The organism is Flammeovirga sp. MY04 (assembly GCF_001682195.2).
Taxonomy (GTDB): Bacteria; Bacteroidota; Bacteroidia; order Cytophagales; family Flammeovirgaceae; genus Flammeovirga; species Flammeovirga yaeyamensis.
This window is the reverse complement of the sequence record NZ_CP003561.2, coordinates 739,338-765,084: the sequence shown is the minus strand read 5'-3', so window position 1 is coordinate 765,084 and position 25,747 is coordinate 739,338. Positions and strand designations below refer to the sequence as shown.

Sequence of the window (25,747 nt, the reverse complement as noted above, 5' to 3'; positions counted from 1 at the left end):
TATGCTCTTCAATTCTGCCTTGATTAGTCAAAAAAATAATAATCCAACTTTTTTCCAATTTTAAATGTTTAACAGCTTAAAGTGAAATTCCTCTTTTCCATGGAATGAAGTCGTCCTGACGCATACGCATAGCGTTGGTTTCAGCTTCACCACTTGCTACTTCTAATAAGTAGTCTAACATCTTTGCTGCCCTAGTTGGAATGCTATCTTCTCCTGTGATTACTGTACCTGTATTGAAATCGATAATGTCTTTCATTCTCTCTGCAAGTACTGTATTTGATGACACTTTAATTACTGGTGTAATTGGGTTACCTGTTGGTGTGCCTAAACCTGTACTAAATGTAATTAGAGTAGCTCCTGATCCAGCCAAAGCGGTGGTCGATTCTACATCGTTACCCGGTGTACAAAGAAGGTTCAAACCAGGTTTTGTTACTTGCTCCGTATAATCCAATACTTCTACAATTGGCGATGAACCGCCTTTTTTGGCTGCACCTGCAGATTTCATGGCATCAGTAATTAAACCATCTTTGATGTTACCCGGAGATGGGTTTGCATCAAAACCTGAACCTACTGCTTCGGCTCTATGTTTATAAATTGCCATTAGATCGACAAATCTTTTGGCATCTTCTTCTGTCTGACAACGGTCGGTTAAACTTTGCTCTACACCGTTTAACTCAGGGAATTCCGCTAAAATTGGAATGGCACCTAAAGCGACTAGCATATCAGAAACATAACCGATTACTGGGTTGGCTGAGATACCAGAAAATCCATCAGATCCACCACATTCTAAACCTAATCTTAATGCAGAAATTGGTGCCTCCTTACGCTCTACCTTGTTGGCTTCGACCAATCCGGCCATCGTGTATTTTACGATATCACCTACAAAAGTGGCTTCAGAAGCACTCTTTTGTTGTTCCACATAATAGACGGGTTTATCAAATTTTGGATTAACGGCTTTGATGGCCTCTTGCATAATTTCTACTTGTGCATTCTGACAACCCAAGCTTAAGAATGTCGCTCCAGCAACGTTTGGATTGTTCAAATATCCAGCTAGTAGACCACAAAGTGTTTCTGCATCCTGACGGATACCTCCGCATCCACCATCGTGAAGCAAGAATTTAATACCATCTACATTTTTGAAAACTCTTTGGTTCTTTTGCTCTTCCAAAGACAACATAAAGTCTTTAGATGAAAGATCCTCAGCGGTTTTTCCTTCGTTTAACTGACCTAGAAGATCATCTAAATTTAATTCGTAATCTCTGCCTTTTGCGTATCCTAGTTTTTCTTCTAGAATATCTTTCGCAGCTAAAACGTTTCTATTTTCACAAAATACTAAAGGAACGACCAACCAAACATTTTGAGTACCAATCTGTCCGTCTGTTCTATGATAACCTTTAAACGTTCTACCTTCGAAAGCAGAAACATCCGGCTTGATCCAATCTGTTTTACGATCTCCAACAGCCACATCGCTTGCTGCGTGTTTTACATTTTCTGTTGTAATCGCCTCTCCTTTTTTAATGGGTTGCGTAGCTTTACCTACCAATACGCCATACATATATATCTTATCACCTTCAGCAAAATCTTCTAAGGCAAACTTATGTTTTCCTTTCACTGCTGAGGTTGTTGTATAATCTTGTCCTTCGTAAGCGACCGTCTCTCCTTCCTGAAGATCTGATAATGCGACCATTACATTATCCGTCGGATGCACCATTAGTACCTTGTTCATTGTTTTTATTATTTGTAAGTCAATTTTTAATTAACTGATCGTCACTTCTAATTTATCGGTCGTTTTTACCTGACCTTCCTCTTTCGCACATTCTACTTGTTGTTCCATTTCGTAGATACGTTCCACCAATACCCACTTGCCATCTGCTGTAGCATTGGCATCTGTTTCCTGGAACTGAGAAACATAAGCTTCCCATTCTGATTGTCTTGGTTTTGTGGCCAAAATCGCCATTTGAGTCTCATGGTCGAAGTCCGCTACCGTATCCATAATCATGAACAACTGAGTTCCGGCGATGTAGATTTCCATATCTAGAATCCCAACATCTTTCATACCGTTGGTAATTTCTGGCCAAGCCTGACCTTTACCATGCACTCTTTTATAATCTTCAATTAACTGAGGGTTATCAGTTAATTGAAGCACTTTACAATATCTCTTGAATTTCATTATTTATATTTTTTGGAATCGTCTAAATCCGAATACACTGATCACTACGAAACATAGTAATGGCAGAAGGAATGAGAAGTTCACTGCATTCATACCAAATACTGTTTCCATGTCAATAATATAACCTTGTAAAGGAGGCATTAAACAGCCACCAACAATGGCCATTACTAAACCTGCTGCTCCAAATTCTCTTTCTTGAGGCACTTCTTCTAAAGTGATACCGTAGATGGTCGGGAACATCATCGACATAAAGATAGATGTAGCTACCAAAGCATACAATCCGATATCTCCACCTACGAAGATCACCATAGATGTTGTAATAATACCACCGATAGCAAATACAGCCAATAATAAAGCGGTATTGACAAATCGCATTAAGTAAGTGGCTAAGAATCTATTGCCGAGGAAAAGGAACATGGCAATGATATTTAGATTCTGTGCCTCTGCTTTAGAGTAACCTAGTGTTTCTGCATATTTTATGATGAATGTCCAACACATAATTTGAGCACCCACATAGAATACTTGAGCAATTACACCCTCTCTATACGTTTTGTTACTTAATAACTTGCTGATAGTTCCCCCTAATTGAATCGGAGCTGTGCTGTCCTTTTTCTTTTCTGGAATTTTTGTAATTGCTATTAATACTAGCATGCATAGTACTACTAAACCTAAGAATACATAAGGATCACGAATGATCATCAAATCTTGGGTTCTAATCAATAATTGTTGCGCTTCAGGTAATGTGGGAAAGATAAGTTCGCCATCTGCATCTAGTGTAGCAGATTCTAATTTTGATAGTACAAATTGAGACGCCACAAACATACCTGTTAAAGATCCGATAGGATTAAACGCTTGTGCTAAGTTTAGTCGTTGAGTTGCCGTTTTCTCTGATCCTAAAGATAAGATTAACGGATTGGCTGTAGTTTCTAAAAATGCTAGACCGAATGTTAGGATATATAGTGATACTAAAAAGAATCCGAACATTTCGAAATTGGCTGCTGGAATAAATAATAATGCTCCAGTGGCATATAAGCCTAAACCAATTAAAATAACCGATTTATAAGAATATTTTTTGATTAAAATTGCTGCAGGAAGTGCCATGGTGAAATAACCGCCATAAAAGGCAAATTGTACCAATGATGCTTTTGCTGTTTCTAAATTCATTACTGTTTCAAAAGCAGATACCATTGGGTTAGTAATGTCGTTGGCAAACCCCCATAAGGCAAATAAACTTGTGATCAGTATGAACGGAAGTAAATACTTTTTCTCAACCACTTTACCCTGCTTTTCTTCTTGTACTTCGGCAGGTTGGTTGTCTACAGGAATGTCATTTGTAATAGCGTTATTCATTTCATTTTTGTTGTTTTGAGTGAGTATGTCTATTGATCCCATCTAATCAATCGGATTATTATCCATATATAAGTGAACTCGTGATGACCCGTTGAGTGGAGGGGTTGCACCCCTCCTTGAGGAAGATCAATATCTGATAGATGTATTATGTAGAATAAATCTTCTTGGTTAATTATATATGCTATAGTTAACCGGCCGATGGGTTGCACCCATCTAAATTGTACTTCTACACTAATAGATCTACTTTCTTTATGATAATTCGAGCATCGCTTTGATCACTCCTGTTTCTGGTTTTAGCCAGCTATCAAAATGATCGGCGATATCAGTAAATACTATTTTGTGAGTGATCCATGGATCTGTATCAATCTGACCGTTTTCAATCATTTCAATAATCTGATCGAAATCAGCTGGCAATGAGTTTCTTGAGGCCATGATCGTTAATTCTTTCTTGTGGAAATAAGGATCGTGGAAAGAAAAATCACCAGGGAAAAGACCGACAAATACGATACGTCCTGCTGATGCAGTATACTGTAAAGTGTTGGCCATAGAGAATTTATTACCTGTTGCATCGATTACTACTGTTGGAAGGTTGCCATCAAATTGCTCTCTAATACGCTTTTCTGTTACATCTGCTTCTTGGTCCACTTGTACTGTACCGTCTACTTTGATGTGCTTCAAACAGAAATCCAAACGACTTTCGTTGATATCCAACATGACTGTTTTAGCGCCTGCTGCCATTGCAAACTGACAAGCACCCATTCCGATAGGACCTGCACCAATCACTAAAACTGTATCTTCATTACCTACTTTAGCTCTGTTTACCGCATGGCATCCAATACTTAATGTCTCTACCAGAGCCAACTGATCGTAACCCAATGATTTTGAAGCGTGAAGGTATTGTGCTGGAATCTTAAAGAATTCTCTCATACCACCGTCTTCGTGTACACCGAAAACAGAAATATTTTCACCGCAGTTGGTAAAACCTCTTTGTACTGCATGATCTTCCGTTTTATTGAAGTAAGGTTCTACAGAACATTTGTCGCCTACTTTTACGTTGCTCACGCCCTCAGCCACTGCCAATACTTCTACTCCCAACTCATGACCCAAAATTCTTGGATACGTAAAGAAAGGTTGTTTACCAGTGTAAGCGTGTAAATCCGTACCACAAATACCAATTCTGTGTACTTTTACTAAAGCCTCTCCTGCTTGTAATTCTTCTGTAGGTTGAACAGTTTCTGTTACCTCAAATTCTCCTGGTTTATTTAAAACGATTGTTTTCATTGTTGTTGTTTAGTTATAGATACAATTGGTGATTTGATTAAATAGATCTTCTGAAAGTGCTCCTTTGTTCCAGCAATCGACAGTCGATTCGATTTGAGCAATTTTTCTTGAACCGATAACTACTCGAGTTGCTTCTTTCACAGACATCAGATAACGTAAAGAAAGCTCCGCTATATCCATATTGTTCTCGTCTGCAATCTTTTTGATATTAATCGCTATATCCACATCTTTATTAGAGATCCACTCGTTGTTTGGACGCTCTTCGCATAGTTTGTCAAAACGTGCTCCCAACAAGCCCATATGCAATGCTGATGCAGCATAGTAAGCAATGTTGTTTTCTTGGAAATAAGGAATATCTCTTTCGAAAGCTGACATGTTACAAGCATCCATTTTCATGAAGCCTGATACAACATCAAAAATTCCTGATTCGAAGAATGGATAGAAATCGTCAACCGGGTTACCACCTACACCGATTTTCTTTGCCATACCTTGCGCTTTGATATACGATAATGTTTCAATAATATCATCTTGCTTATCGTAAGGCAACATATGTGGCTCATGTAAGAACAATACGTCTACATAATCTGTATTCAATTTATTCAAACTGTTTTCCATACTACGAAGCATGGTATCACGAGTGTAATCTAGTTTAAACTCGTCTGCTTTTTCGGCGAATAATCTACCAATTTTTGTACTGATAAATGGACGTTCGCCACTCCATTGTTTTAATGCTTTTCCAACAAATTCTTCCGATCTGTTGTACGATGGTGCAGTATCTAAAGTACTGATACCATTTTCTAGTGCACTTAGTATAACTTTTACAGATTCTTCTTCTTCTACAGCACCCCAAACTCCACCAAGTCCAGAGCAACCTAAGACCAATCTAGATCCGTGAGAAAAACCATAATTATCTTTATTAGCGTCTGCTTGATAAGTAGGTTTTGTTAGTGTATTGATCATCTTATTATTCATTTATTTCATGCTACATCCAAACAGCTACTTGGTATTACCTACAAGTCATTTACTGTTCGATATGTATGCTATTTCCTAATTTTTTTATGGATGATTATCAAAAAAAGGTGTGGAATAAAATTTTCCCCCTAGATTTGACTAAATGTTCACCTCTTGCTTCTTTAAAGTGAGATTATAGAAGGACATTGCATTCTCACCCATTACTTTTTTCCTATCATTTGCATCAGTAAAAAAGTCTTCTACCACTTGCATTACTTCAGAATACTCCCCTGCCAATTTACATACCGGCCAATCCGATCCGATCATCAAACGATCTACTCCGAAAGCGTCGACCACCACTTGAATATATTGGTGTAACTCTTCCTTGGTCCACTGTTTCCAATCGGCCTCAGTAACCATTCCAGAAAGCTTACACATCACGTTTGGATAGTGTGCAATTTCCTTTAAATCGGATGCCCAAGGTTCGAACTTTCCATCTTTAATTTCTGGCTTCGCTATATGGTCGATAACGAAAGGTTGTTCCGGAAATTTAGCTACCAATTCCTTCGCAAACGGAAGGTGTTTTGGGAAGATTAAAATGTCGTAGGTAAGGTCGAATTCTTTTAAAGCTGCAATGCCTCTTAAGAACTCTTCTCTTAACATAAACTGATCGTCTTCCTCGTCTTGCAATACATGACGAACTCCTTTAAAATCGGAGAATTTCGAAAAGTATTGTAATCTATCTTTAATGCTGCTGTTCGATAAATTTACCCAACCCACAACACCTAAAATGAACGGATTTACACTCGCTTCTTGTAATAAAAATTGAGTCTCTTGTTCTGTTTGACTTGCCTGTACTGCCACGCACCCTTTGTATCCACTCTTCGACATTTCTTCCCACAATTGCTTTGGAAGATAATCTTGTTTTAGTACCGACATTTCATCGTTTATCCAAGCATGTTCCACTGGAGAATACTTCCATAAATGATGATGTGCATCTATCTTTTTCATTTCATTTATACTTAAAATAAGAGCATATATTTATAAGCTAATTGGATTGTTTTGTGACTTGTTATTGATCACGAAACAAATGTATATAGGGCATCAAAAAGAAGAAAGTTTAACGTTTGCACAATAGTAAAAACAAAGGTTTTAAGATTTTGCTTTTTGATGTTTTTTTGAGAAATTACCCTCCGAAAACAGAAAGGGAAAATGAAAAAAGATAGAGTCACCATAAAAGACATTGCCAAAGCATTGAATGTATCGGTTACCACCGTATCAAGAGCCTTGAATGGAGGGGAAAGAATCTCTGAATCGACAAGGAAAAAAGTCGAAGAATTGGCGAAGAAATGGAAGTACAGACCGAACCAATTGGCAAAAAACTTACAACAAAACTCAACCAAAACGGTTGGGGTGGTGATTCCAGAATACAACCATAATTTCTTCTCTATGATGTTGCACGGTATAGAAGATCGGGCAAGGGAATTAAACTATCAGTTGATCATCAAAAGTTCTGGGCGAAGTTATGAACAGGAAAAAGAAAATTGCTTCAATTTATCCGATCTTAAAGTCGATGGACTACTGATTGCCTTATCACAAGATAGAGAAGATTATTCCTATTTAAATGATATATATGATGAAGGAATTCCCATCATCTTATTGGATAGAATTTGTGAGGACATTGATACTTCTGTAGTGATTACAGACGATTTCGATGGTGCCTTTAAAGCTGTCGATTATCTGATAAAAAATGGACATCAGCATATTGTGCACTTAAAAGGTGAAGAAGGAATTTCGACTACTTTTAATCGATATATGGGGTATGTTGAGGCACTAAAAGACAGTCAACTTCCCTTCCATTCGGATATGGTGATTTCTACTGAGGTGCAAAACGATTGGGAAAACGCATTAAGAAAAATACTAAATGATGAACACCGACCTACTGCCTTATTTGCTGTGACCGATTACATTGCGTTCCAAGCGATGGAGATATGCAAACAAGAAGGTTTAGAGATTCCTAAAGATATATCCATTATTGGTTATGCAGATGAACCCGTTTCCATCTATACGTCTCCGAAATTGACTACCGTAAAACAGCCTTCTTACGATATGGGCAAGAAGGCGATTGAGATTTTGTTTAATACTTCAGACGATTTAAAATCGGAACATATTGTATTGGAAACGGAGTTGATGGTGAGGGATAGTACCGCTACCACCTAACCTTATGTTTCTTATTTTTAATAAAACTGATATTAAAGTTTGCTCTTAAAGTATAACTAGAGTAGAACATATTATCATCAAAAGAATAAATTGAATATCAAGTAAATAGTAATGCAAAAAAAATACGCCAGAAAACTGACGTTTTTTTTGAGGTAATTAAGTATGCTTTTTAGTCACACATCATTCTAAAATTATATACGAGGTCAGGAGACCTCTTACGTTTTTTTGGTCCGAGTGTCGCTGACGCTTAACACTCGAACCAGTAGGCTGAGCCAACACTCATCCCATTATTATTTTGATTGCTGATTTTGTTCTGCTATATGTTTCTTATAGAGTTTCGAATATTTTTTATGTCCAATCTCCTCACCTGCTAACATTCTTGCGTAGGCCTCTGGATGATACTCTTTTACGTATTTAATAGGTTTCAATCCAGGAACTGGTTTCGGATCGTAAACTGTAGAGACGGGTGTCATTTGTTTATCTAACAAATATGTTTCCTCTCTTAACTTCTTTAATATATCTTGATATTCAGGATGATTTGCCAAATTCTGAGTTTCGTATGGATCGTTTTTGAAATCGTACAACTCTTCTTTTGGTTTTGTTGGAGAGAACCATCTTTCTTGCTATTCATTCAGTTTCCCTTCTTTGTTTAGAGTTCTCATTACATGCAATGCCGGACGATACCATTCCAAATACCCTTGATGTGTATCGTATGGGATTTCTGGTTTATCGTTACGGATATATCTAAACTGTTCTGTGGAAATAGAGCTCATTTGTTCAGGAATTTCATCCCATAATCCCCTGTAAGAGTATACATTTTTACGGTCGAAGTGCTCATCGATAAACGATTGTCCCGTTAAATATTCTGGAAGATCAACTCCTGCGATATCTAAAATAGTCGCGGTAATATCTGTACTTGCAATAATTTGTTGAGATTCCTGATCATGCTCATATCCTTTTGGCCATTTCACAATCAAAGGAATTCTTGATCCTGAATCAAACAAATAGCCTTTACCCTTAACATTACACCTACCGTTGTCGCCAATAACTATGATCACGGTGTTGTCGTACATTCCTTTTTCCTTCAACTCATCAATCAGCATTTGCATTTCGTTATCGGCATATTCTACCTGATCCAAATATTTCGCCCAATCCAAACGAATGGCAGGATGGTCGGCATAATCTTCTGGCAACACTACTTCTGCTGGATCGACCGGGTGTTCCGATTGTTCTCTTACCTCATTCCACCAATCACCACGATGTGTTACCGCCAATTGTATCTGAGCAAAAAATGGTTGATCCTCTGCCGTGAAAGTATCGTATTTATCGAATAAGCCGTAGTCTTCTTCCCAGTTACCAATCGGTTTGTGTTTGAAGTTGACATCAATCTTTCTACCTCTATTTCTCACTTTATCATGACCTAAAATAGTGGTGTAACCCTCTTGTTTCAATTGATAAGTGAAAGGCTTGAAAGGAGCTGAAAGAGGTTCGTCTCGATTACTTCTATGATGGTGGGTGTTCGTTAACCTTTGATGTGCGCCCACCATCATGGCCGATCTATTGGTAGAACAAATTGATGCTGTCCCATAGCAATTGTAATACAATGTACCTTCTTCTGCCAAGGCATTAAACGTTGGAGTTTTTACTGCTGGCATACCATAACACTCGAAGTCATGACTGATGTCTTCCAACATGACCCATACAATGTTTGGCTTATCAAATTTCTTTGGTTCGTTTTTATGGCAAGACGCAAAAAATAAAAGTAGTGCGCCTATGAATGTTGTTTGTAATAATCTCATCTCACTTAAATATAAATTGTGGTGCTTACAAATGTAGAGGAAACCTTTAGGCATCAAAAGTGGGTGTAAAGAAATAAAAAAACTCCCCTCTTTTTGTACACAATTATTACTTCTTTTAGCACAAAAAAGGCTTTTAATAAAATAGAATACAAAAAAATCCATCCCTAAAAATTAAGGATGGATCGCTCACAATAAATCAAATATAAAACTAACCTACAGTTCAATCTTTTGGATATCTTGTTCTTTTGATGGATCAAGTTCCAAGAGTATTACTTCATTACCTATCTCGGCAAAATTAATCTCCTTAAGATCGATCATTCTAACTCTTCTGTTATGTTGTGTATGATAACTGTATTGTTTGTCTTTTGTATTGGCTACAGAAGTCCATAAGGTTGCCGATCGCAAAGAATCATCGAAGTGATCTTCGCTTGCTCCTTCAGCACCATCAGGGCCTAATGGAATATTAAAGTTGTCTAATATTCTAAATAACTCGTAGACGGTTTCGTTTGCTGTAGCAGTATTTCTTGCCGTTTGAGAATAAACTGCTGCTCTTACAAAACGAGATGCTGGTGTATTATCACCCGGCAAACCTAGAAAACCTGAACCTGCTCCATGAGCCCTAACAGTAAAATCGCCTAGTTGCTTTGGTGCATGGGGAAAGGGAGTTAAATTGATATAGTTGCTTAAGTTCGTTAAATGCCAATCGTAATTTGGAGCATTGGTAATTACTCCAACGGCTGAATCATATAATTTTAATTCTCCATCTGTAAATTCAATCACTACCGAAGCTCCTGTTATATCAGAAAAAATCCAGTGGCCTGGAATTTCAATCCCTAATTGTTCATCAAAAACACCCACTACATCTATTTCTTTCATTCCATTTTTCACCTCTTCGACATCTTTAAAGTTACCTAATACATAAGTAACCATATCAACCGCTGAGATGGAATTATCAGCATTTTCTTTCTTATATTCTTGATATTTTGCATATCCGGGATGGAAGAATCCTCCTCCTGCAAGACCGGCTTCGTTGATGCCATCTCCATAGAATTCTTCAGAAAATAATGTCATACCCACAAAACCATATTGGGTCTTAAATTCTTTTCCATTCTTACCATCGGGTGTAGAACCTGTAAATGATTTTCCTCTTGGGATAATAGCCAATTTTGTGTTTAAATCGAATGCTCCCCATTCTAAAGTTCTGCCATATACTACACTTCCGTCTTCTGCAATTAAACGAATACCGGTACATGCTTGAACTGTCATTATACTAACACTTAACAACAATGTGAACAGGGCGATAATTTTATTTAGTTTCCTCATCTTCAATACTTTTTTTCTATCTATTTGTAACTGAAGTAAATGTAAAATCATTTCTAATTAGATACATATCGAAATCGCTCATCTGTTTATCGATATGGGTCAATTCGATCATAACACTCCTATAGTGTATCAGTTTAACTATCTTTGATGAAGTATTACCAAAATCAATAAAGAGTGAATCATTCTATAAAAACATTTAAAGTAGAAGAAGGAAGTGCTAAAAATTACTTCAAAGGATTATATGATGCTTTAGGTGGCACCTATACTGAGGAAACTTATTCAATTAAAGATCGATCGACTTCTATAGAAATGAGTGCTCACGAACTTATTGATGGTTTGGAATTAATATTGGCGGATGCAAAATTTGGTGCTCCTCTCATTATGGAACGATCGCCTGATCATGATCCCGATCTCATTCATATTTATATAGTGTATAGAGGAAGTGCCAATCAGAATTACAATAACCAACTTCAATTACTGGAGGCGGGAAGCATTAATGGACTATTTATATACAATGGTTTGTTCCCTACAGTAACATATTTCCCGATCGCTTCTTTTTATAAATCAATTTCTTTTAAGGTAAGCAAAAACGTCTTTCTGAAGTTATTTCCTCATCATGCAGATACATTGATCGATACACTAATTCAAGAAATTCCGATAGCATATCATACCGCTTTACCTATTCATATGGAATCTACTATTGATGATTTATTACATTACGATCAATCTCCTTTTGAAAGAATTCCCATGTTGATGTCGAAAGGATTGGAACTCTTTTCTCAGATTATTCTATCCTTAGATGAGTTGAGACAGAAGAACGAACTCAATGGTTTGCATCAAGATGATTACAAACGACTACTTGATATTAAAAACTACATCTTAAGTCGACTTCACGATAAAATTGTGGTGGATGATATTGCCACAACTTTTGGCATCAGCACTTCAAAATTGAAAAGAGACTTTAAAACTTTGTTTAATACATCTATCTATCAATATTACACCCACGCGAAAATGGATGAAGCGTACAGACGACTAAAAACTGGAAAATTCTCTGTGATGGAAGTGGGTTATGATTTAGGCTACACAAGTATTCCCAATTTCTCTGCGATGTTTAAAAAGATTAAGGGCATCAATCCTAAAGATGTCATCCCACAATAACAACGATTCTTTGAGAACCAAAACTCACTTTTTATAATTATCTACTCATTACTCTTTTGTCTTATTGTACATCAAATACATATTCTGAACTATAAATACACCAATAATAGTGACAGAAAAAGGGGGTGATTTTTTAAAATCGAAATGACAACGGTACCTCATCACCCAATAAAATATAATTGTATATGCTTTTTAAATCGAGAGTATGATTTGATTTTTCAAACTAATAAGACCAACAAAAGATAATGAAGAATTACTTAAAGATTCTAATCTGTTTCCTCTTGATGTCGTCCCCTTCTTGGGCACAGTCGGATGGACAAACGGATTTTAATAAAGATTGGAAATTTTATAAAGGTGAGGTAAAAGATGGGAAATCCATCGGACTAAATGATGAAGATTGGAGAACGGTACGCATCCCACACGATTGGGCAATTGAAGGTCCGTTTTCGAATGAATATAACGCTAGATGTGGTGGTTTACCTTTTCATGGTGAAGGTTGGTACAGAAAGCATTTTACGTTAACCAATACCCAAAAAGATAAACATGTGGCCATCGAATTTGAAGGGGTAATGAACAACTCGGAAGTGTGGATTAACGGACATTATTTAGGTAAAAGGCCGTTTGGTTACTTGGGGTTTGAATACGATTTAACGCCTTATCTAAAACAAGAGGAAGAAAATATTATTGCCGTAAAAGTGAAACCGGAAGATCTTTCTTCGAGATGGTATCCGGGAGCAGGTATGTACCGTAAGGTGTGGTTAAATATTAATAATGATGTTAGAGTGAATCATTGGGGCACATTTGTAAAAGCCCATAATGTTACTTCTAGAGTGGCTACTATCGATATACAGGTGGAAGTGCAAAACTTTAAACTAAGTGATGAGATAGTGAGCATCAAGAATAAAGTGGTTGATGCAAATGGTGATACTGTGAAAGAGCTTCATCAAAAAACCATTGCGGAGGGGAAAAAGACCATTATAGCTCAACAATCGTTTAACATTATTCAGCCTCAATTGTGGTCGATTGATGATCCCAATTTATATCAATTAGTTACTGAGATTATTAGTAAAGAGGGTGAGGTGATGGATACTTACCGTACACGTTTTGGTGTGAGAGACATCAAGTTTACAACCAATGAAGGATTCTTCTTAAATGGTGAATTGACGAAATTCAATGGTGTTTGTTTGCACCATGACTTAGGTCCTTTGGGAGCAGCCGTTAACCGAAGAGCAACTCAAAGACAATTGGAAATTATGAAGGAAATGGGTGTGAATGCCATTCGTACGTCACATAACCCTCCGAGTAGAGAACAATTGGAAATTTGCGACGAAATAGGACTTTTGGTCTTAGACGAAGCGTTTGATGAATGGGGAATTCAGAAAATTGAAAACGGATATCATAAAGTATTTGATGAGTGGCATGAGCGTGATTTAAGAGATATGATTCGTCGTGATCGTAACCACCCTTCGATTATTATGTGGAGTATTGGTAACGAAATCAAAGAACAAAAAGTGAAAGACGGATGGAAAGTGGCTCAGAAATTGGCCAAGATTTGTCATGAAGAAGATCCTTCTCGTCCGAATACTGCTGGTTTCAATCAGTACGAAAACTCTATTAAAAACAAACTGGCTCACCAAGTAGATATTGTTGGCTTTAACTATAAAGCTGCTAAATATGAGGAAGTGAGAAAGAACCATCCGGATTGGATTATTTACGGATCGGAAACAGAATCGATTACAAGTTCGAGAGGTGTTTACCATGCACCATTCTTAGAAAAATATAAAAAGAATACAGACCATCAGGTAACGAGTTATGATATTATTGGCCCCTCTTGGTCTTACCCTCCAGATATGGAATTCTACTATTTAGAGCAGAACCCAAGTATTCTAGGAGAGTTTATGTGGACTGGTTTCGATTACTTCGGGGAGCCAACGCCTTATGGCGGTCGCGATAATTCTACCAACGGGTATTGGAACAGCGATTGGCCGAATAAGTCGTCTTTCTTTGGTCCGGTTGACCTATGTGGTTTCAAGAAAGATCGATTCTATCTTTATCAAAGTCAGTGGACAGATACACCGATGCTTCACTTGTTGCCTCATTGGAATTGGAAAGGATACGAAGGAGAAGAAATCCCAGTTTTTGCCTATACTAACGCCGAAGAAGTGGAGTTGTTCTTGAACGGAAAAAGTCTAGGAAAGAAAGTAAAAGGTGTCGACAAAGGCATCGTTCCTATTCAGTTCCAATACTACGAGGGGCCATACGATTTCCCATCACCTTACCGATTAAGATGGGATGTTCCCTACCAAGAAGGAGAATTGAAAGCAGTATCCCATATCGATGGCAAAGTCGTGGGAGAAGAAATCATCAATACACACTCAAAAGCGAAAACTATCGAACTTACTGCCGACAGAACAATTATCTCTTCGGATGATGGTGAAGACTTGGTTTTCGTTACCGCCAGAGCCATCGATACCAAAGGAAACTTCTGTGCAACATTTAATGGAGATATTCAATTTACCGTATCGGGTGATGGTACTTTTGAGGCAACTGGAAATGGAGATCCTAGTTCTCTAGTACTCCCCAATAGTCAAAAACTAAAATTCTTTAACGGCATGGCATTGGTCATCGCTAGAGCCAATGAAGGCAAAGGTGGAACAATCAATATCACCGCTAAAGGAAAAGGGCTAAAAACTAAAACCATAACGGTTAAAACAAAGGCTCAGAATAAGGAAATACAATAAATTCCAAATAGTATTAGATTTATTTATGATAAAACCTGAGTGTGGATATGCTCAGGTTTTTTTTATGTTATTATGTTATCTAACGTTTTTTTGATAAAAATATTTTTAACATAGACATTCATTCTATTATGATAATACAAAACTAAAATAAGTTTAAAATATCAAAATAAACGAAATAGTCTATTGCTTCCAAGGTTTTTTACCATATCTACCTTCAATATCAAGTGTATCTCCAAGTAATTCATGCAACCATGAAGTTGGGTCAGAATATATTATTTCATTAGGAATAACATCTCCTTTTTTCGTTTTGTGATATATACTATCCAAATTTGCTAAATGAATAATTGAATCACCATTTTCTACCAAATCAAAACTATTATCGTACCCAAGATTAATTACATAAAAAGCTTTATTACTGTAAAAATACACCCATGATCTATCTTTATAAATAAGGTAATCAATACTTAAATTATAATCTGTGTCCAATTTTAATTGATTAAAATTTCTACTTATAGTAGTATCTATTACTGGAAAAAATACAATAAACAAAACTAATATTATGAAATTCCTAAGTGTTGGGTTTAATTTTTTCATATTTCAATAATTATTCACTTAAATCATTTTCTTTAATTACTTCAGTTTTTTCTTTATTTATGGAACCTTTTGGACTTTTTAATTTTAAAAGCTTATTAGGTGCCACCCCAGTATTAAATCCAAAATTTATAACCCTACCTTCACTTTTATTATCATATCGAGATATTGAACCTTCCATACCTAAAGCTCCCCAAAGACTAAAACTTCCTCCATAAGCAGTACCACCAAAATTATTATCTAAAGAAAATTTATATGGATCTTCACCAGTAAACCATGTAAAACCCCAACCTGCACTTAGATTACCATAGAAACCTCCATCATAATAACCAGATCCTGTATCTGTTGTATATGGCCTAATTGTCCCTTTATGAGAGCCCTGCATTTTATAAACACCTCCTCCAGTAAATCCACCACCATAAACACCCGCTTTCAAAGAAACTGAACCATATCCGTACATTGCAGCAGGGATAACTCTACTTTCATCTGCATTATGAACTGTAGAGCTTATTGCCTTTTCTTTTTCAATTTGATATCTATAGTCTAATTCACCTTGTAAATTGTTAATAATATATTTTTCTTTTTTACTCAAGGTTTTAGGAATAAGAGAATAGGTATTACCATATTCATCAATATAATTTAAATTAAATTGTGCTTCAGAATCTTTTAATTTTAAAGTTCCATTAGATGTTTCATTACAGATCTTATCCCATAAATAATTTCTAAGTGTTAAATAATCATTTTCAGGATTCATTAATTTAGGGTTACCAGTTATTATTTCTCTCAGATAAGGAGAATTATTTAATTCATATTCTTCCAATCCATCCAAATCGATAGCTTGTATTGGTTTATTCCCTGCAAATTGATAAGGAGTATACCAAGGATAAGATTTTGTAAGTGGATCCACACTCAAAAACTTCCCAATCACCGGATTATACACCCGAAAACCATAATCCTGCTGAATCAGCTGAGAACTGCTTAGATCTGTATCGTTTTCTTTCCCATTAAACCCATACCTATACCCATAATCACTCCAAGAACGGCTTTCCATACTTAAACCAAAAGGATAATAATCAGAATACGAAAGTACGTTTCCGAGGTCATCGGTAGTGGCTAATACATTACCTAAATGATTACTGTACTCAAATTTATGGTGTGCTGTTCCGATGGAAGAAGAAGAGTGTGTGTTACTAGGTTCAAACTGTCCGATTCGGCTACTGCCATAAATTGGTATTTCTGTGATGGTATTGTTTTTAACTATAGCCATGCTGTTGTCGTCTTTGATGTATAGATAGTTTAGTTTTTTGTTTTATTGTTAAAAAAATGAGGATAGTTAATTAGGATTATGATTTTAAGTGAATAAGTTCACTTCATCATAATTCTCTTTTGACCCTTTCGATCTCTTCTATAGTTAACCCACTCAGTAATGAGATTTGTTCTAAGGGTAATCCTAGCTTCAATGCATTTTGCACTGTTTCTAATGCTTTCTTTTTTACGCCTTCTTTTAAACCTTCTTTTAATCCTTCTTCTTTCCCCTCTTTTAATCCTTCTTCCTTGCCTTCTTTTCTCCCTTTAGCTACAGCTGTATCTAACGTATTTAGGTAGTCCCTAAATATTTTTAGATCTTCTTCGTATCTCAATTGATCCTCTTTATCTAGAGCAGTATATTCCGTTATTTCAAATACTTTTTTGAAAATATACTCCTGATAGAATTTAGGTGCTTCTGTAAAACTTTCTAATCTATTGAGGATGTATATCCATTTATCAAAATGATTCGATAATTCACTTTCTGATTTTTTGAATTTTGGCAACTCCAAATAAATGAACTTCAGTTTATCATAGAAGATCTCATTGCGTTGATTCTTCAATTCTACCACATGATGAAAATCTTCTGATATATCAAATTTAAAATCCATCAGACTGATCACATACACTGCTTTTAATTCATATTTCCAACCTTTTCCTTGTGGTTGGCCTTTGGTCGCTTGTTCTTGAATAGGAAAAGTTGAATAATAGATGGTTCTATCTTTAAAAAAGGTTTGGTGAGCACGTTGTAATTCTACGATAAACTTCTCCCCTTTTTCATTTTCACAATATAAATCAAAGATGGCTTTTCTGTCTGTCTGATGCGCTGATAGTTTTTCAGACGATTTATATGTCAAATCATACACCTTATCTTCTTCAGGCAATACTGTATTCAAGAAATCAATAAGAATATCTTTATTCTTCTCTTCTCCAAAGAGTTTCTTGAATCCAAAATCGGTAAAAGGATTGATGTACTTTGATGTCGCCATTTGTTTACATTTATGTTTATCCCAAAAATAACAAGGAGATAGAGAAAACTCTACTTTTGTGAGGGAAAACTGTAATAATTAATTAAAACAAAAGTTCTGAAGAAAGAAACACTATAAATTCCATATTGTATTAATCTAAATGTGGACAGGTTTCGATTACATTGGGGAACCAAATCCTAGAAGTAATAGGATAATTCTGATAATGGTGAAGACTTGGTTTTCGTTACTGCCAGAGCCATCGATGGAAACTTCTGTGCAACATTTAATGGAGATATTCAATTTACCGTATCGGGTGATGGTACTTTTGAGGCAACAGGAAATGGAGATCCTAGTTCTCTAGTACTCCCCAATAGTCAAAAACTAAAATTCTTTAACGGTTTGGTCATCGCTAGAGCCAATGAAGGCAAAGGTGGAACAATCAATATCACCGCTAAAGGAAAAGGGCTAAAAACTAAAACCATAACGGTTAAAACAGAAGCTCAGAATAAGGAAATACAATAAATTCCAAATAGTATTAGATTTATTTATGATAAAACCTGAGTGTGGATATGCTCAGGTTTTTTGGTTCTTCTGAAGGAATTAAATCACTTCAACATATCCAATTATATGAAACTTTTTATAAATCTCATCATATCTTAAACGTATAGCAATTTTTCTCTTTTTACTCATAATTATTAAATGATAATCAGCAATATTATCTTTATCATAAAATACATCACCTTTTTTAATGATAAAATGATCTATAAAACCTTCTTCTGACATCTCTAATAATTCCATATACAAACTACCTCCTAAATGTACTACCCCTTCTAAAGCATAGTTAGGGTTATCTGAACTATATTCTATTTCTTTAACGTTATGTATACTTTTTACAATTAAATATATCTTATCATCATAATTTCTCCCCTCATTACAACTAAATAAAAAAACAAATATTATAATTTTAATTATTTGGTGTTTCATAGTCCTTATTAATGTTATATTGTCCATCATTAAGATTAATTGTTCCCGAAATATTTATATTTAAACGTCCTCCTCTAACTTCAAAATCTTTTGCCTTTCCGCTTTTTTGTAAATCATGAGCATAATCATCAGGTAAAGCAAAACTCATTACATTTAAATTTTTACCAGGTGAAAAATCATATTTATCAATTACACTTTGATATATCGTTCCTGATAAAGTAATTGTATTACCTTTTCTAGTTAGATCAATATCAGAAATTGCTACAATAGTAAAAGCCCCCAAAGTATAGGACAATTCAGATCCTTCAAATAGAGATTCAACAAGTGTTTCCCATTTTTTATCATATTTAATAGTTTCACCTTCTTTTATATTTGATGATAATGCAAATTTAACAAGGCCTTTATCTTTACAAGATTTACAAAATACAGAAGGGCCATTAATTACATAATTATAATTCTTAGTAATTCCCTTTTGATATGAGGGAAATTGTTGAATCCAAGAGTCTGGAACATTTAATGTTTCACCCATATTTCTATTGGTATTCCCTAAAAAATGATCCAAAAAATCAGCACCAACTTCCCAGCCTTCTTCTCTTGAAATTTTTGACAAACGGGCGTACCCTTTATACGCTATTCTATTTTTCTCTTCTTGGCTTCCAGCATTATGATAAGCTGTTTCTAATTCTGCCTTTTCTTTCTTTCCTTTATCTATAATTCTAGCTGCAGTTGCATATGATGTTGTTTCGTTTGCCTGCTTTTGAGTCGCTCCATATGATTCAAGCCCATCAAGGTCAATAGCAAAAATTGGCATATTACTCGCAAATTGGTAAGGTGTAAGTTCAGGATAAGATTTCATTAACGGATCCACACTCAAAAACTTCCCAATCACCGGATTATACACCCTAAAGCCATAATCTTGAATCAGTTGAGAACTGCTTAAATCTGTATCATTTTCTTTCCCATTAAACCCATATCTATACCCATCATCACTCCAAGAACGGCTTTCCATACTTAAACCAAAAGGATAATAATCAGAATACGAAAGTACGTTTCCGAGGTCATCGGTGGTGGCTAATACATTACCTAAATGATTACTGTACTCAAATTTATGGTGTGCTGTTCCGATGGAAGAAGAAGAGTGTGTGTTACTAGGTTCAAACTGTCCGATTCGGCTACTGCCATAAATTGGTATTTCTGTGATGGTATTGTTTTTAACTATAGCCATGCTGTTGCCAGAGGCGTCTTTGATGTATAGATAGTTTGTCGTTCCATTGGCATCTTCTACTCGTTTGGAGATTCGGTTGCCTGTGGGGTCGTATCTGTAAGTTACTGTTTTTATTGGATTTTCACTATTCTGGAAATTAATAATAGTACCGTAATGATATACTTTATCCACTTTTCCTTGAAGGTTTAATTTTACAAATGGTTTTTTATTCCAATAAGAAATACTTTATCAAAAAAAAGTCATTTAGATTTCTCTAAATGACTTTTTAGTCAGTCTCCTTAAATCAAATTATCTAATTATTAATTTTGATTTTTGATTATCGAATGAAACAATGTAGAGACCTGAGCTTAAACCTTGTACATTTACGGGTTGTCCGACTCTTTCAATGTTCACTGTTTTAACTAAATATCCTGCAGTAGAATATATTCTTAATTCACCTAACTCTTGAGATTTAATCTTGAAAGAATTAGAAGTAGGATTAGGATAGATACTCCAAACTTCTTTTTCGTTAACAATAGAATTCACTTCATTTTCTTTTACCTCAAATGTAAACGATGAAGAAAGACTATGAAACTCCTCTTTAGCAGTAATTGTGATAGTTACTTCTCCTATTGCTTTTTCTGTTAAAGTTAATTTGGTATCATTCAATGTAGCAGTAACTACATTATCATTACTTAATGCTACAGAATAAGTGATCTCATCATTATCAGGTTCTGTGAATAATGTGGTGAAATCGATTACTTTAGAACCAAAACCTTCAGTTAACACTTGATCTTCAATAGGATTTGCTTCTACAATAATACCATTAACTCTAATATTGAAATCATAATAAGCATAATTTGTATTATCATAAGTAGCTGCAATAGACACTTTTATACTTCCATATGATTTTGGATAATACATCAAAGTGTTCCCCTCTAAATTTACAGTAAGAACATTTACATTACTTGATACGATCAAGTAAGACAATTCTTCATCATTTACGGTTTCGAATAAAGATGAAATATCAACTGATCCAGATTCAACATCCTCATTAATAAGAATATCTTCAATAGTCTCAACTGCAATTAAATCGTTTACTCTGAATCTAAAAGGTATTTGAACAACTGCTTGAGTTGGATCATTAGTAGTAATATATAATATATATTCTTCACTTAAAACTGAAAGGTTAGAAGCGTCAAAAGTAAAGCTAACCACATCATTATTTCCACTTGATATTGATCCGTTAGATTTATCGATTGTGATATAATTTGGCGATACATCCTCACCATTTTTATCTAAAAGACGCAAATCCCAATCAAGGTTAATACCTTGAGTATTACCCAATGTTAATTGACCAACATGTGATGTACCAGGGTATATATCTAATTCTGTAAAATCAATAGATGAAGTTAACATTGGTGCAGCTTCAGCAGAACCTTCTACAGAAATAATTACTGATTGGTTATTAACATCATTTGTTGTTAATGTAACATCAGCTGTAAAATCACCTGATGTAGATGGATCAAAAGTAATAGGTAAAATGTAAGTTTCGCCTGTAGCTATTGTTATTTCCCCAGATGGAACTGTAAAAGCAGAATTACTAACCGAAATATTAGAAATAATTAAAGGCTCAACACCATTATTTTTTACTGTAAAATTATGAGTCAAAGGATGACTAATAAATTGTGTATTATAGTCATAATAATCTTCATTTAATACAATTTTTGGACTACCCTGAATCGTAATTGGAATTTCAATTCTTTCATTTTCAGGGTCATTTGAGTGTAATTCTAAAATAAACTCAGTATAACCTAATAATATTTCTGAAGGATTTTCTGATGAAATTATCACTTCCTCAGAGTTATCTTTGGTAATACTACCAGAAATAGACGATAGTTCAATACCTATTGGTAAACCAGTAATAGATTCTAATGCTTTATTAAAGATTAAACTTAATCTATTTGTTCCATAAGGTTCCCTTTCATTTCTTGCAAATAACAAATAGTATAATTTATCTGTATTTTCAAGACCTGTAACTTTATGATAGTCATCATCCGTATCTGTAGAATATTCGCGTGCCAAATCGTTATTTTTCTCCACAATAATCATGTGATGAATAGCTGGATCACTTGTACCATAGACCCTTTTTACAAATGCTTTATAAACTTTACCTTGAAAGGAAGTTTCTAAAGAAAGTGTATCCACACTACCATATCCATCAGCACCTAAATTACCATAGATTTCAAATTCTTCAACACCATTTAACTCTGCTGCTAGGAAGAATAATCCTTCAAAATGACGAGTATAGTATTTTGTCCCTTCACCGAAATAGTTTGTTCCATCAGAGATTACATTATCAGAATAACTAATTCCTCTAAAATAGTTAGTTGCAATATAATTTCCATTATCATACATATCATTATAACCATCATTAATATAGTTATGACCTCCATCATATTCAAAAATGGTCATACTATTCATCTCGTTTAGTATATGGTTATATCTCGCATTAATACCTGGTAATGAATTCTTTACAGAGGATATATAATCACCTGAAATTATCCAGTCAAGATCTGAACCACCAGTATTTTCTATAGTAATACCTTGGCTAAACGGGTCTTGTGAATCCTTATTAATGATAATTGGATCATGTTGAACAGAAATATTTGAGTAATTAACTCCTTGTCCTGTTACAGTAATTTCAATCGAACTGTTTTGTAAATCAGATGTTTGAAATGAAATTTTACCTGAAGGTTCTTCTACTGAAGTTGGTGCAAACTCCACATTTATATAACCAGTTTGTAGACCTAAAATATATTCATCATAAGATGAAATATTGAATTTACTATTATTTGAGGTTACATCTGATATAAATAACGTATCAGTTCCAACATTCTCAATTTCGATTTTTTTCATTGAGGTCTCCCCAACATAAGTTTCGTCAAAATCATATGTATATGAAGGAATATTTACTGCAGCATTACCATTCACCTTAAGTTCAAAAGGAATTCTTATTTCTGGATTAATTGGATCATTTGTAATTAAGACAAAATCACCATAATAAACACCTGCTATGACATTTGCTGTGATATCAAAAGTAACAGTAGTTGAAGTTCCACTAGAAAGTGTTGATGGTAAAGATTGAACAGCCAACCATTTTGGTACTTCATACCTTGTGTAACTGAATCCTCCACCAGAACCTGTTCCGCTTCCATTTCCTTCAGCCCAATATGAAAAAATGAAATCAAAATATCTTTCTTCTGCTACACTTTTCATTGATATCACTCGATCCACTATACCTGGAGGATACCAACTAAATTCACGCATAAAAGTGCTATAATCACTATCTGAACTTGAAGATGTTTTTGATGTTGACCATAAAGTTCCAATCGGAGAATCGTCATCAAAACCTAATTCAAGTTTAGGGTTATAAAGTCCTTGTCTATTTTTTCTAGATAAAGATACCGATGGTGTAATATGATCTTGATTATTAATATCATCAAAATCAGTATAGCTTTCTTTAGAAAAAGTTACTCTAGAACCTGTTATTTCAGTGCTACCTTCAAGTTTAAGATCAACTGCCCCTGTATTTTCGATAGTAATAGAAGCAGTCATAGAATTTCCATATATTAGCTCACCTTTGATTAAATCTGTGCTAACTTTCAATTGAGGAGCTTCAAGTCCCTGAGCAGTAAATGCAATTACTTTTGGAGAATTAGAATCATCACTATTTATTGTTATTTCGCCATTAACAACATCTGTAGTTTCTGGAGTAAAATAAACTTCAACCTCTTCAATTTCACCAACACCTATAGTTAATGCTGTATTTCCAAATGTTACCAAAGAAGAATTAGATGTGATGTCTGTCAAGTTTAACTGAGCAGTACCTTCATTTCCAATTTTTAAAATTGTAGTTGATGTACCTCCAATCATTTGATTTTGTAATGAAATAGAACTTTCTGTAATAATTTCTGGAACACCATCCGTGATTCTTACTACAAGAGGAACTAAAATATTACCATTTGATTGCGTATCATTTGTAATAAACTCGACATTTACATTATACTCTCCATTTGGTAAATTTAATGGTGAAAGAGTAAGTTGAATTTCTTCTGATTCATTTGGCAATAGATTTCCTGAGTTTTTTGAAGTTTCTGCCCAAGTCGCAATTTCTCTTCTTGAATACTCAAATCCACCACGACCTGAATTAGTAAATCTTGTGAATTCAAAATCAAAAAATCTTCTTTCACTTGGAATATACATAGAGTACGTATCATCTAGAATACAGCTTCCACATCCACCATTTGCATCATTAAGGTTAGAGTAATCACTTAAATCTTTACCTCTTGAAATACCTTCTGACCATAAAGTTAAAGCAGGTGAAATGTTACCCTGCCAATTTGACTCTTTAGCGATGTTAAAGATATTTTGATTTTCTCTTCTTGCAAGAATTACATTTTCCGAAATAATATCTTGATACTGCTCATCAAGACCATCAGCATAATCGGGTTTGTTAATGTAAAAAGGTGCACCAACAATTACTTCTCTAACTGACCAACTTAATGGAGCGTTACCTTTGTTTGAAATAGTAATTGTTTCTTGATGTGTCTCTCCGTTAGATAGATCGACTGATTGATTTGATGTCTCTGCATCAAAAGTTACAATTTGAGCATAGGAGTTACTGCTAAAAGTAACTAGGCACAAAAAGGCCAAGACAAAAAGCTTGTCGTAAAGTAGTTTGTTTTTCATTTTATATTAAAGTAAACAGTAAATTATTGCATAACATTATCCAGCTAAAAAGTTGAAAAGAGATTTCATTAGTAAATAGTTCAATAGTTTCAACAGTAGTTAAAAAGGGCTGTTATGCTTAAACGTTGTTTTTAAGTCGGTGCAAATATATTATTATTTTAATAATAATTAAGTTCTTTTAGCATAAAAATTAATTGTTAACAATTACGCAATACAATTAGGAAAAATTGTTAATTCATTTTATATAGTGTTATAAGAACGATTATTAAAAATGTATTAGTCAATTTATAGGCTAATGTATTACGAATAAAAAAAATGGGTTATTTTTTTATTTTGGTAGGGTGTCATGTCAATCCAAACAAACTAATTTTTATTAAATCACCTTAAAAGACAATATTCATTAACTCAAGCATATTTTGAATTTTATAAAAAATTATTTTTAAAGAAAACAAAACATTTAATTTTGAAATAAAAAAGAGGTTCTATTTAAAGTTTTTTTGAATAGGACTACGAGAATAAAAACGACACATAATTATATTACCATTAGTAATTTCCTATAACTGATTTCCATCAATAAATTGGCATTTTATAGAATATGTAGTTTTTCTCTACAGCCATGCTATTGCCGTCTTCGATATATAGATAGTTGAGTTTTTGCTTTATAGTTAAATAAATGAGAATTGTAAATCAGGATTATAATTTTAAGAAAATAAGCTTCACTTTATTATAATTCTCTTTTGACTATTTCGATCTCTTCTATAGTTAACCCAGTCAGAATTGAGATTTGTTCCACAGGTAATCCTAGCTTCAATGCATTTTGAACTGTTTCTAATGCTTTCTTTTTTACGCCTTCTTTTAAACCTTCTTCCTTTCCTTCTTTTCTCCCTTTAGCTACAGCTGTTGTTCTTATCTGATTTAAAAGTTGGACCACTTCTTAGCTAAAAAAAGCG

The 25,747-nt window shown here is 34.6% G+C and carries 19 protein-coding genes and 1 pseudogene; 4 read left to right on the top strand and 16 right to left on the bottom strand.

What is annotated here, in order from left to right; all coding sequences use genetic code 11:
• Positions 1-76 precede the first annotated feature (76 nt).
• The 6 genes from MY04_RS23030 to MY04_RS23005 all read right to left on the bottom strand — a co-directional run bounded on the left by MY04_RS23030 (position 77) and on the right by MY04_RS23005 (position 6,763).
• Positions 77-1,726: a UxaA family hydrolase gene (locus tag MY04_RS23030; RefSeq protein WP_066214755.1), complete on the bottom strand. Its 1,650-nt coding sequence runs from the start codon at positions 1,724-1,726 to the stop codon at positions 77-79.
• 30 nt (positions 1,727-1,756) lie between these two features.
• On the bottom strand, positions 1,757-2,170 hold the full coding sequence (locus MY04_RS23025) for an L-rhamnose mutarotase (protein ID WP_066214753.1): 414 nt from the start codon (positions 2,168-2,170) through the stop codon (positions 1,757-1,759).
• A 3-nt stretch (positions 2,171-2,173) separates the two neighbouring features.
• Positions 2,174-3,520, bottom strand: a complete 1,347-nt coding sequence (gene fucP / locus MY04_RS23020) for an L-fucose:H+ symporter permease (RefSeq protein ID WP_084006087.1) — start codon at positions 3,518-3,520, stop codon at positions 2,174-2,176.
• Positions 3,521-3,769: 249 nt separating this feature from the next.
• Entirely contained in the window at positions 3,770-4,801 is a 1,032-nt protein-coding gene (locus tag MY04_RS23015) for a zinc-binding alcohol dehydrogenase family protein (protein WP_066214751.1), read from the bottom strand.
• Between the two features lie 9 nt (positions 4,802-4,810).
• Positions 4,811-5,761 carry an aldo/keto reductase gene (locus MY04_RS23010; protein ID WP_066216731.1) on the bottom strand — a complete coding sequence of 317 codons (951 nt, stop codon included), beginning with the start codon at positions 5,759-5,761 and terminating at the stop codon, positions 4,811-4,813.
• Between the two features lie 150 nt (positions 5,762-5,911).
• Positions 5,912-6,763, bottom strand: coding sequence for an amidohydrolase family protein (locus tag MY04_RS23005; RefSeq protein WP_066214749.1), 852 nt, complete (start codon positions 6,761-6,763; stop codon positions 5,912-5,914).
• Between the two features lie 201 nt (positions 6,764-6,964).
• Between MY04_RS23005 and MY04_RS23000 the strand changes: the two genes are divergently transcribed.
• Positions 6,965-7,972: a LacI family DNA-binding transcriptional regulator gene (locus tag MY04_RS23000; protein ID WP_066214747.1), complete on the top strand. Its 1,008-nt coding sequence runs from the start codon at positions 6,965-6,967 to the stop codon at positions 7,970-7,972.
• A 290-nt stretch (positions 7,973-8,262) separates the two neighbouring features.
• Here the strand turns inward: MY04_RS23000 and MY04_RS28135 are convergent, their stop codons facing one another.
• From MY04_RS28135 to MY04_RS22990, 3 genes are all read right to left on the bottom strand, one after another.
• Complete coding sequence (locus MY04_RS28135) at positions 8,263-8,556, bottom strand: hypothetical protein (RefSeq protein WP_205960552.1); 294 nt, start codon at positions 8,554-8,556, stop codon at positions 8,263-8,265.
• Between the two features lie 39 nt (positions 8,557-8,595).
• Positions 8,596-9,771, bottom strand: a complete 1,176-nt coding sequence (locus MY04_RS22995) for a sulfatase family protein (protein ID WP_205960551.1) — start codon at positions 9,769-9,771, stop codon at positions 8,596-8,598.
• A gap of 213 nt (positions 9,772-9,984) precedes the next feature.
• Positions 9,985-11,037 carry a linear amide C-N hydrolase gene (locus MY04_RS22990; protein WP_158297868.1) on the bottom strand — a complete coding sequence of 351 codons (1,053 nt, stop codon included), beginning with the start codon at positions 11,035-11,037 and terminating at the stop codon, positions 9,985-9,987.
• 231 nt (positions 11,038-11,268) lie between these two features.
• On the opposite strand from MY04_RS22990, the gene MY04_RS22985 reads away from it, so the two are divergent.
• Positions 11,269-12,252: a helix-turn-helix domain-containing protein gene (locus MY04_RS22985; protein WP_066214745.1), complete on the top strand. Its 984-nt coding sequence runs from the start codon at positions 11,269-11,271 to the stop codon at positions 12,250-12,252.
• 245 nt (positions 12,253-12,497) lie between these two features.
• Positions 12,498-14,993 carry a glycoside hydrolase family 2 TIM barrel-domain containing protein gene (locus MY04_RS22980; protein ID WP_066214743.1) on the top strand — a complete coding sequence of 832 codons (2,496 nt, stop codon included), beginning with the start codon at positions 12,498-12,500 and terminating at the stop codon, positions 14,991-14,993.
• A 180-nt stretch (positions 14,994-15,173) separates the two neighbouring features.
• Here MY04_RS22980 and MY04_RS22975 read toward each other — a convergent pair whose 3' ends face one another.
• The 3 genes from MY04_RS22975 to MY04_RS22965 all read right to left on the bottom strand — a co-directional run bounded on the left by MY04_RS22975 (position 15,174) and on the right by MY04_RS22965 (position 17,878).
• Entirely contained in the window at positions 15,174-15,479 is a 306-nt protein-coding gene (locus tag MY04_RS22975; protein WP_158297867.1) for a hypothetical protein, read from the bottom strand.
• A 118-nt stretch (positions 15,480-15,597) separates the two neighbouring features.
• Positions 15,598-16,851, bottom strand: coding sequence for an RHS repeat domain-containing protein (locus MY04_RS22970; RefSeq protein WP_066214739.1), 1,254 nt, complete (start codon positions 16,849-16,851; stop codon positions 15,598-15,600).
• 106 nt (positions 16,852-16,957) lie between these two features.
• A complete protein-coding gene (locus MY04_RS22965; protein ID WP_066214738.1) occupies positions 16,958-17,878 on the bottom strand; it encodes an Rpn family recombination-promoting nuclease/putative transposase in 921 nt (306 codons plus the stop codon).
• 210 nt (positions 17,879-18,088) lie between these two features.
• Here MY04_RS22965 and MY04_RS22960 point away from each other — a divergent pair.
• A pseudogene (locus tag MY04_RS22960) lies at positions 18,089-18,379 on the top strand (hypothetical protein); the annotation flags it as partial.
• 78 nt (positions 18,380-18,457) lie between these two features.
• Here MY04_RS22960 and MY04_RS22955 read toward each other — a convergent pair.
• The 4 genes from MY04_RS22955 to MY04_RS22940 all read right to left on the bottom strand — a co-directional run bounded on the left by MY04_RS22955 (position 18,458) and on the right by MY04_RS22940 (position 25,728).
• Entirely contained in the window at positions 18,458-18,841 is a 384-nt protein-coding gene (locus MY04_RS22955) for a hypothetical protein (protein WP_066214734.1), read from the bottom strand.
• Entirely contained in the window at positions 18,822-20,237 is a 1,416-nt protein-coding gene (locus MY04_RS22950) for an RHS repeat domain-containing protein (RefSeq protein WP_066214732.1), read from the bottom strand. The genes MY04_RS22955 and MY04_RS22950 overlap by 20 nt, the downstream gene beginning before the upstream one ends.
• A 117-nt stretch (positions 20,238-20,354) precedes the next feature.
• A complete protein-coding gene (locus MY04_RS22945) occupies positions 20,355-24,797 on the bottom strand; it encodes an Ig-like domain-containing protein (RefSeq protein WP_066214731.1) in 4,443 nt (1,480 codons plus the stop codon).
• A gap of 724 nt (positions 24,798-25,521) precedes the next feature.
• Positions 25,522-25,728, bottom strand: a complete 207-nt coding sequence (locus tag MY04_RS22940; RefSeq protein ID WP_066214729.1) for a hypothetical protein — start codon at positions 25,726-25,728, stop codon at positions 25,522-25,524.
• Positions 25,729-25,747 lie beyond the last annotated feature (19 nt).

Coding starts and splice junctions, on each gene's coding strand:
- MY04_RS22990 (WP_158297868.1), bottom strand. CDS start 11,037: ATGACAGTTCAAGCATGTACCGGTATTCGTTTAATTGCAGAAGACGGA.
- MY04_RS22995 (WP_205960551.1), bottom strand. CDS start 9,771: ATGAGATTATTACAAACAACATTCATAGGCGCACTACTTTTATTTTTT.
- MY04_RS23015 (WP_066214751.1), bottom strand. CDS start 4,801: ATGAAAACAATCGTTTTAAATAAACCAGGAGAATTTGAGGTAACAGAA.
- MY04_RS23030 (WP_066214755.1), bottom strand. CDS start 1,726: ATGAACAAGGTACTAATGGTGCATCCGACGGATAATGTAATGGTCGCA.
- MY04_RS22970 (WP_066214739.1), bottom strand. CDS start 16,851: ATGGCTATAGTTAAAAACAATACCATCACAGAAATACCAATTTATGGC.
- MY04_RS23010 (WP_066216731.1), bottom strand. CDS start 5,761: ATGATCAATACACTAACAAAACCTACTTATCAAGCAGACGCTAATAAA.
- MY04_RS23000 (WP_066214747.1), top strand. CDS start 6,965: ATGAAAAAAGATAGAGTCACCATAAAAGACATTGCCAAAGCATTGAAT.
- MY04_RS22980 (WP_066214743.1), top strand. CDS start 12,498: ATGAAGAATTACTTAAAGATTCTAATCTGTTTCCTCTTGATGTCGTCC.
- fucP (WP_084006087.1), bottom strand. CDS start 3,520: ATGAATAACGCTATTACAAATGACATTCCTGTAGACAACCAACCTGCC.
- MY04_RS23025 (WP_066214753.1), bottom strand. CDS start 2,170: ATGAAATTCAAGAGATATTGTAAAGTGCTTCAATTAACTGATAACCCT.
- MY04_RS22945 (WP_066214731.1), bottom strand. CDS start 24,797: ATGAAAAACAAACTACTTTACGACAAGCTTTTTGTCTTGGCCTTTTTG.
- MY04_RS22965 (WP_066214738.1), bottom strand. CDS start 17,878: ATGGCGACATCAAAGTACATCAATCCTTTTACCGATTTTGGATTCAAG.
- MY04_RS23005 (WP_066214749.1), bottom strand. CDS start 6,763: ATGAAAAAGATAGATGCACATCATCATTTATGGAAGTATTCTCCAGTG.
- MY04_RS22955 (WP_066214734.1), bottom strand. CDS start 18,841: ATGAAACACCAAATAATTAAAATTATAATATTTGTTTTTTTATTTAGT.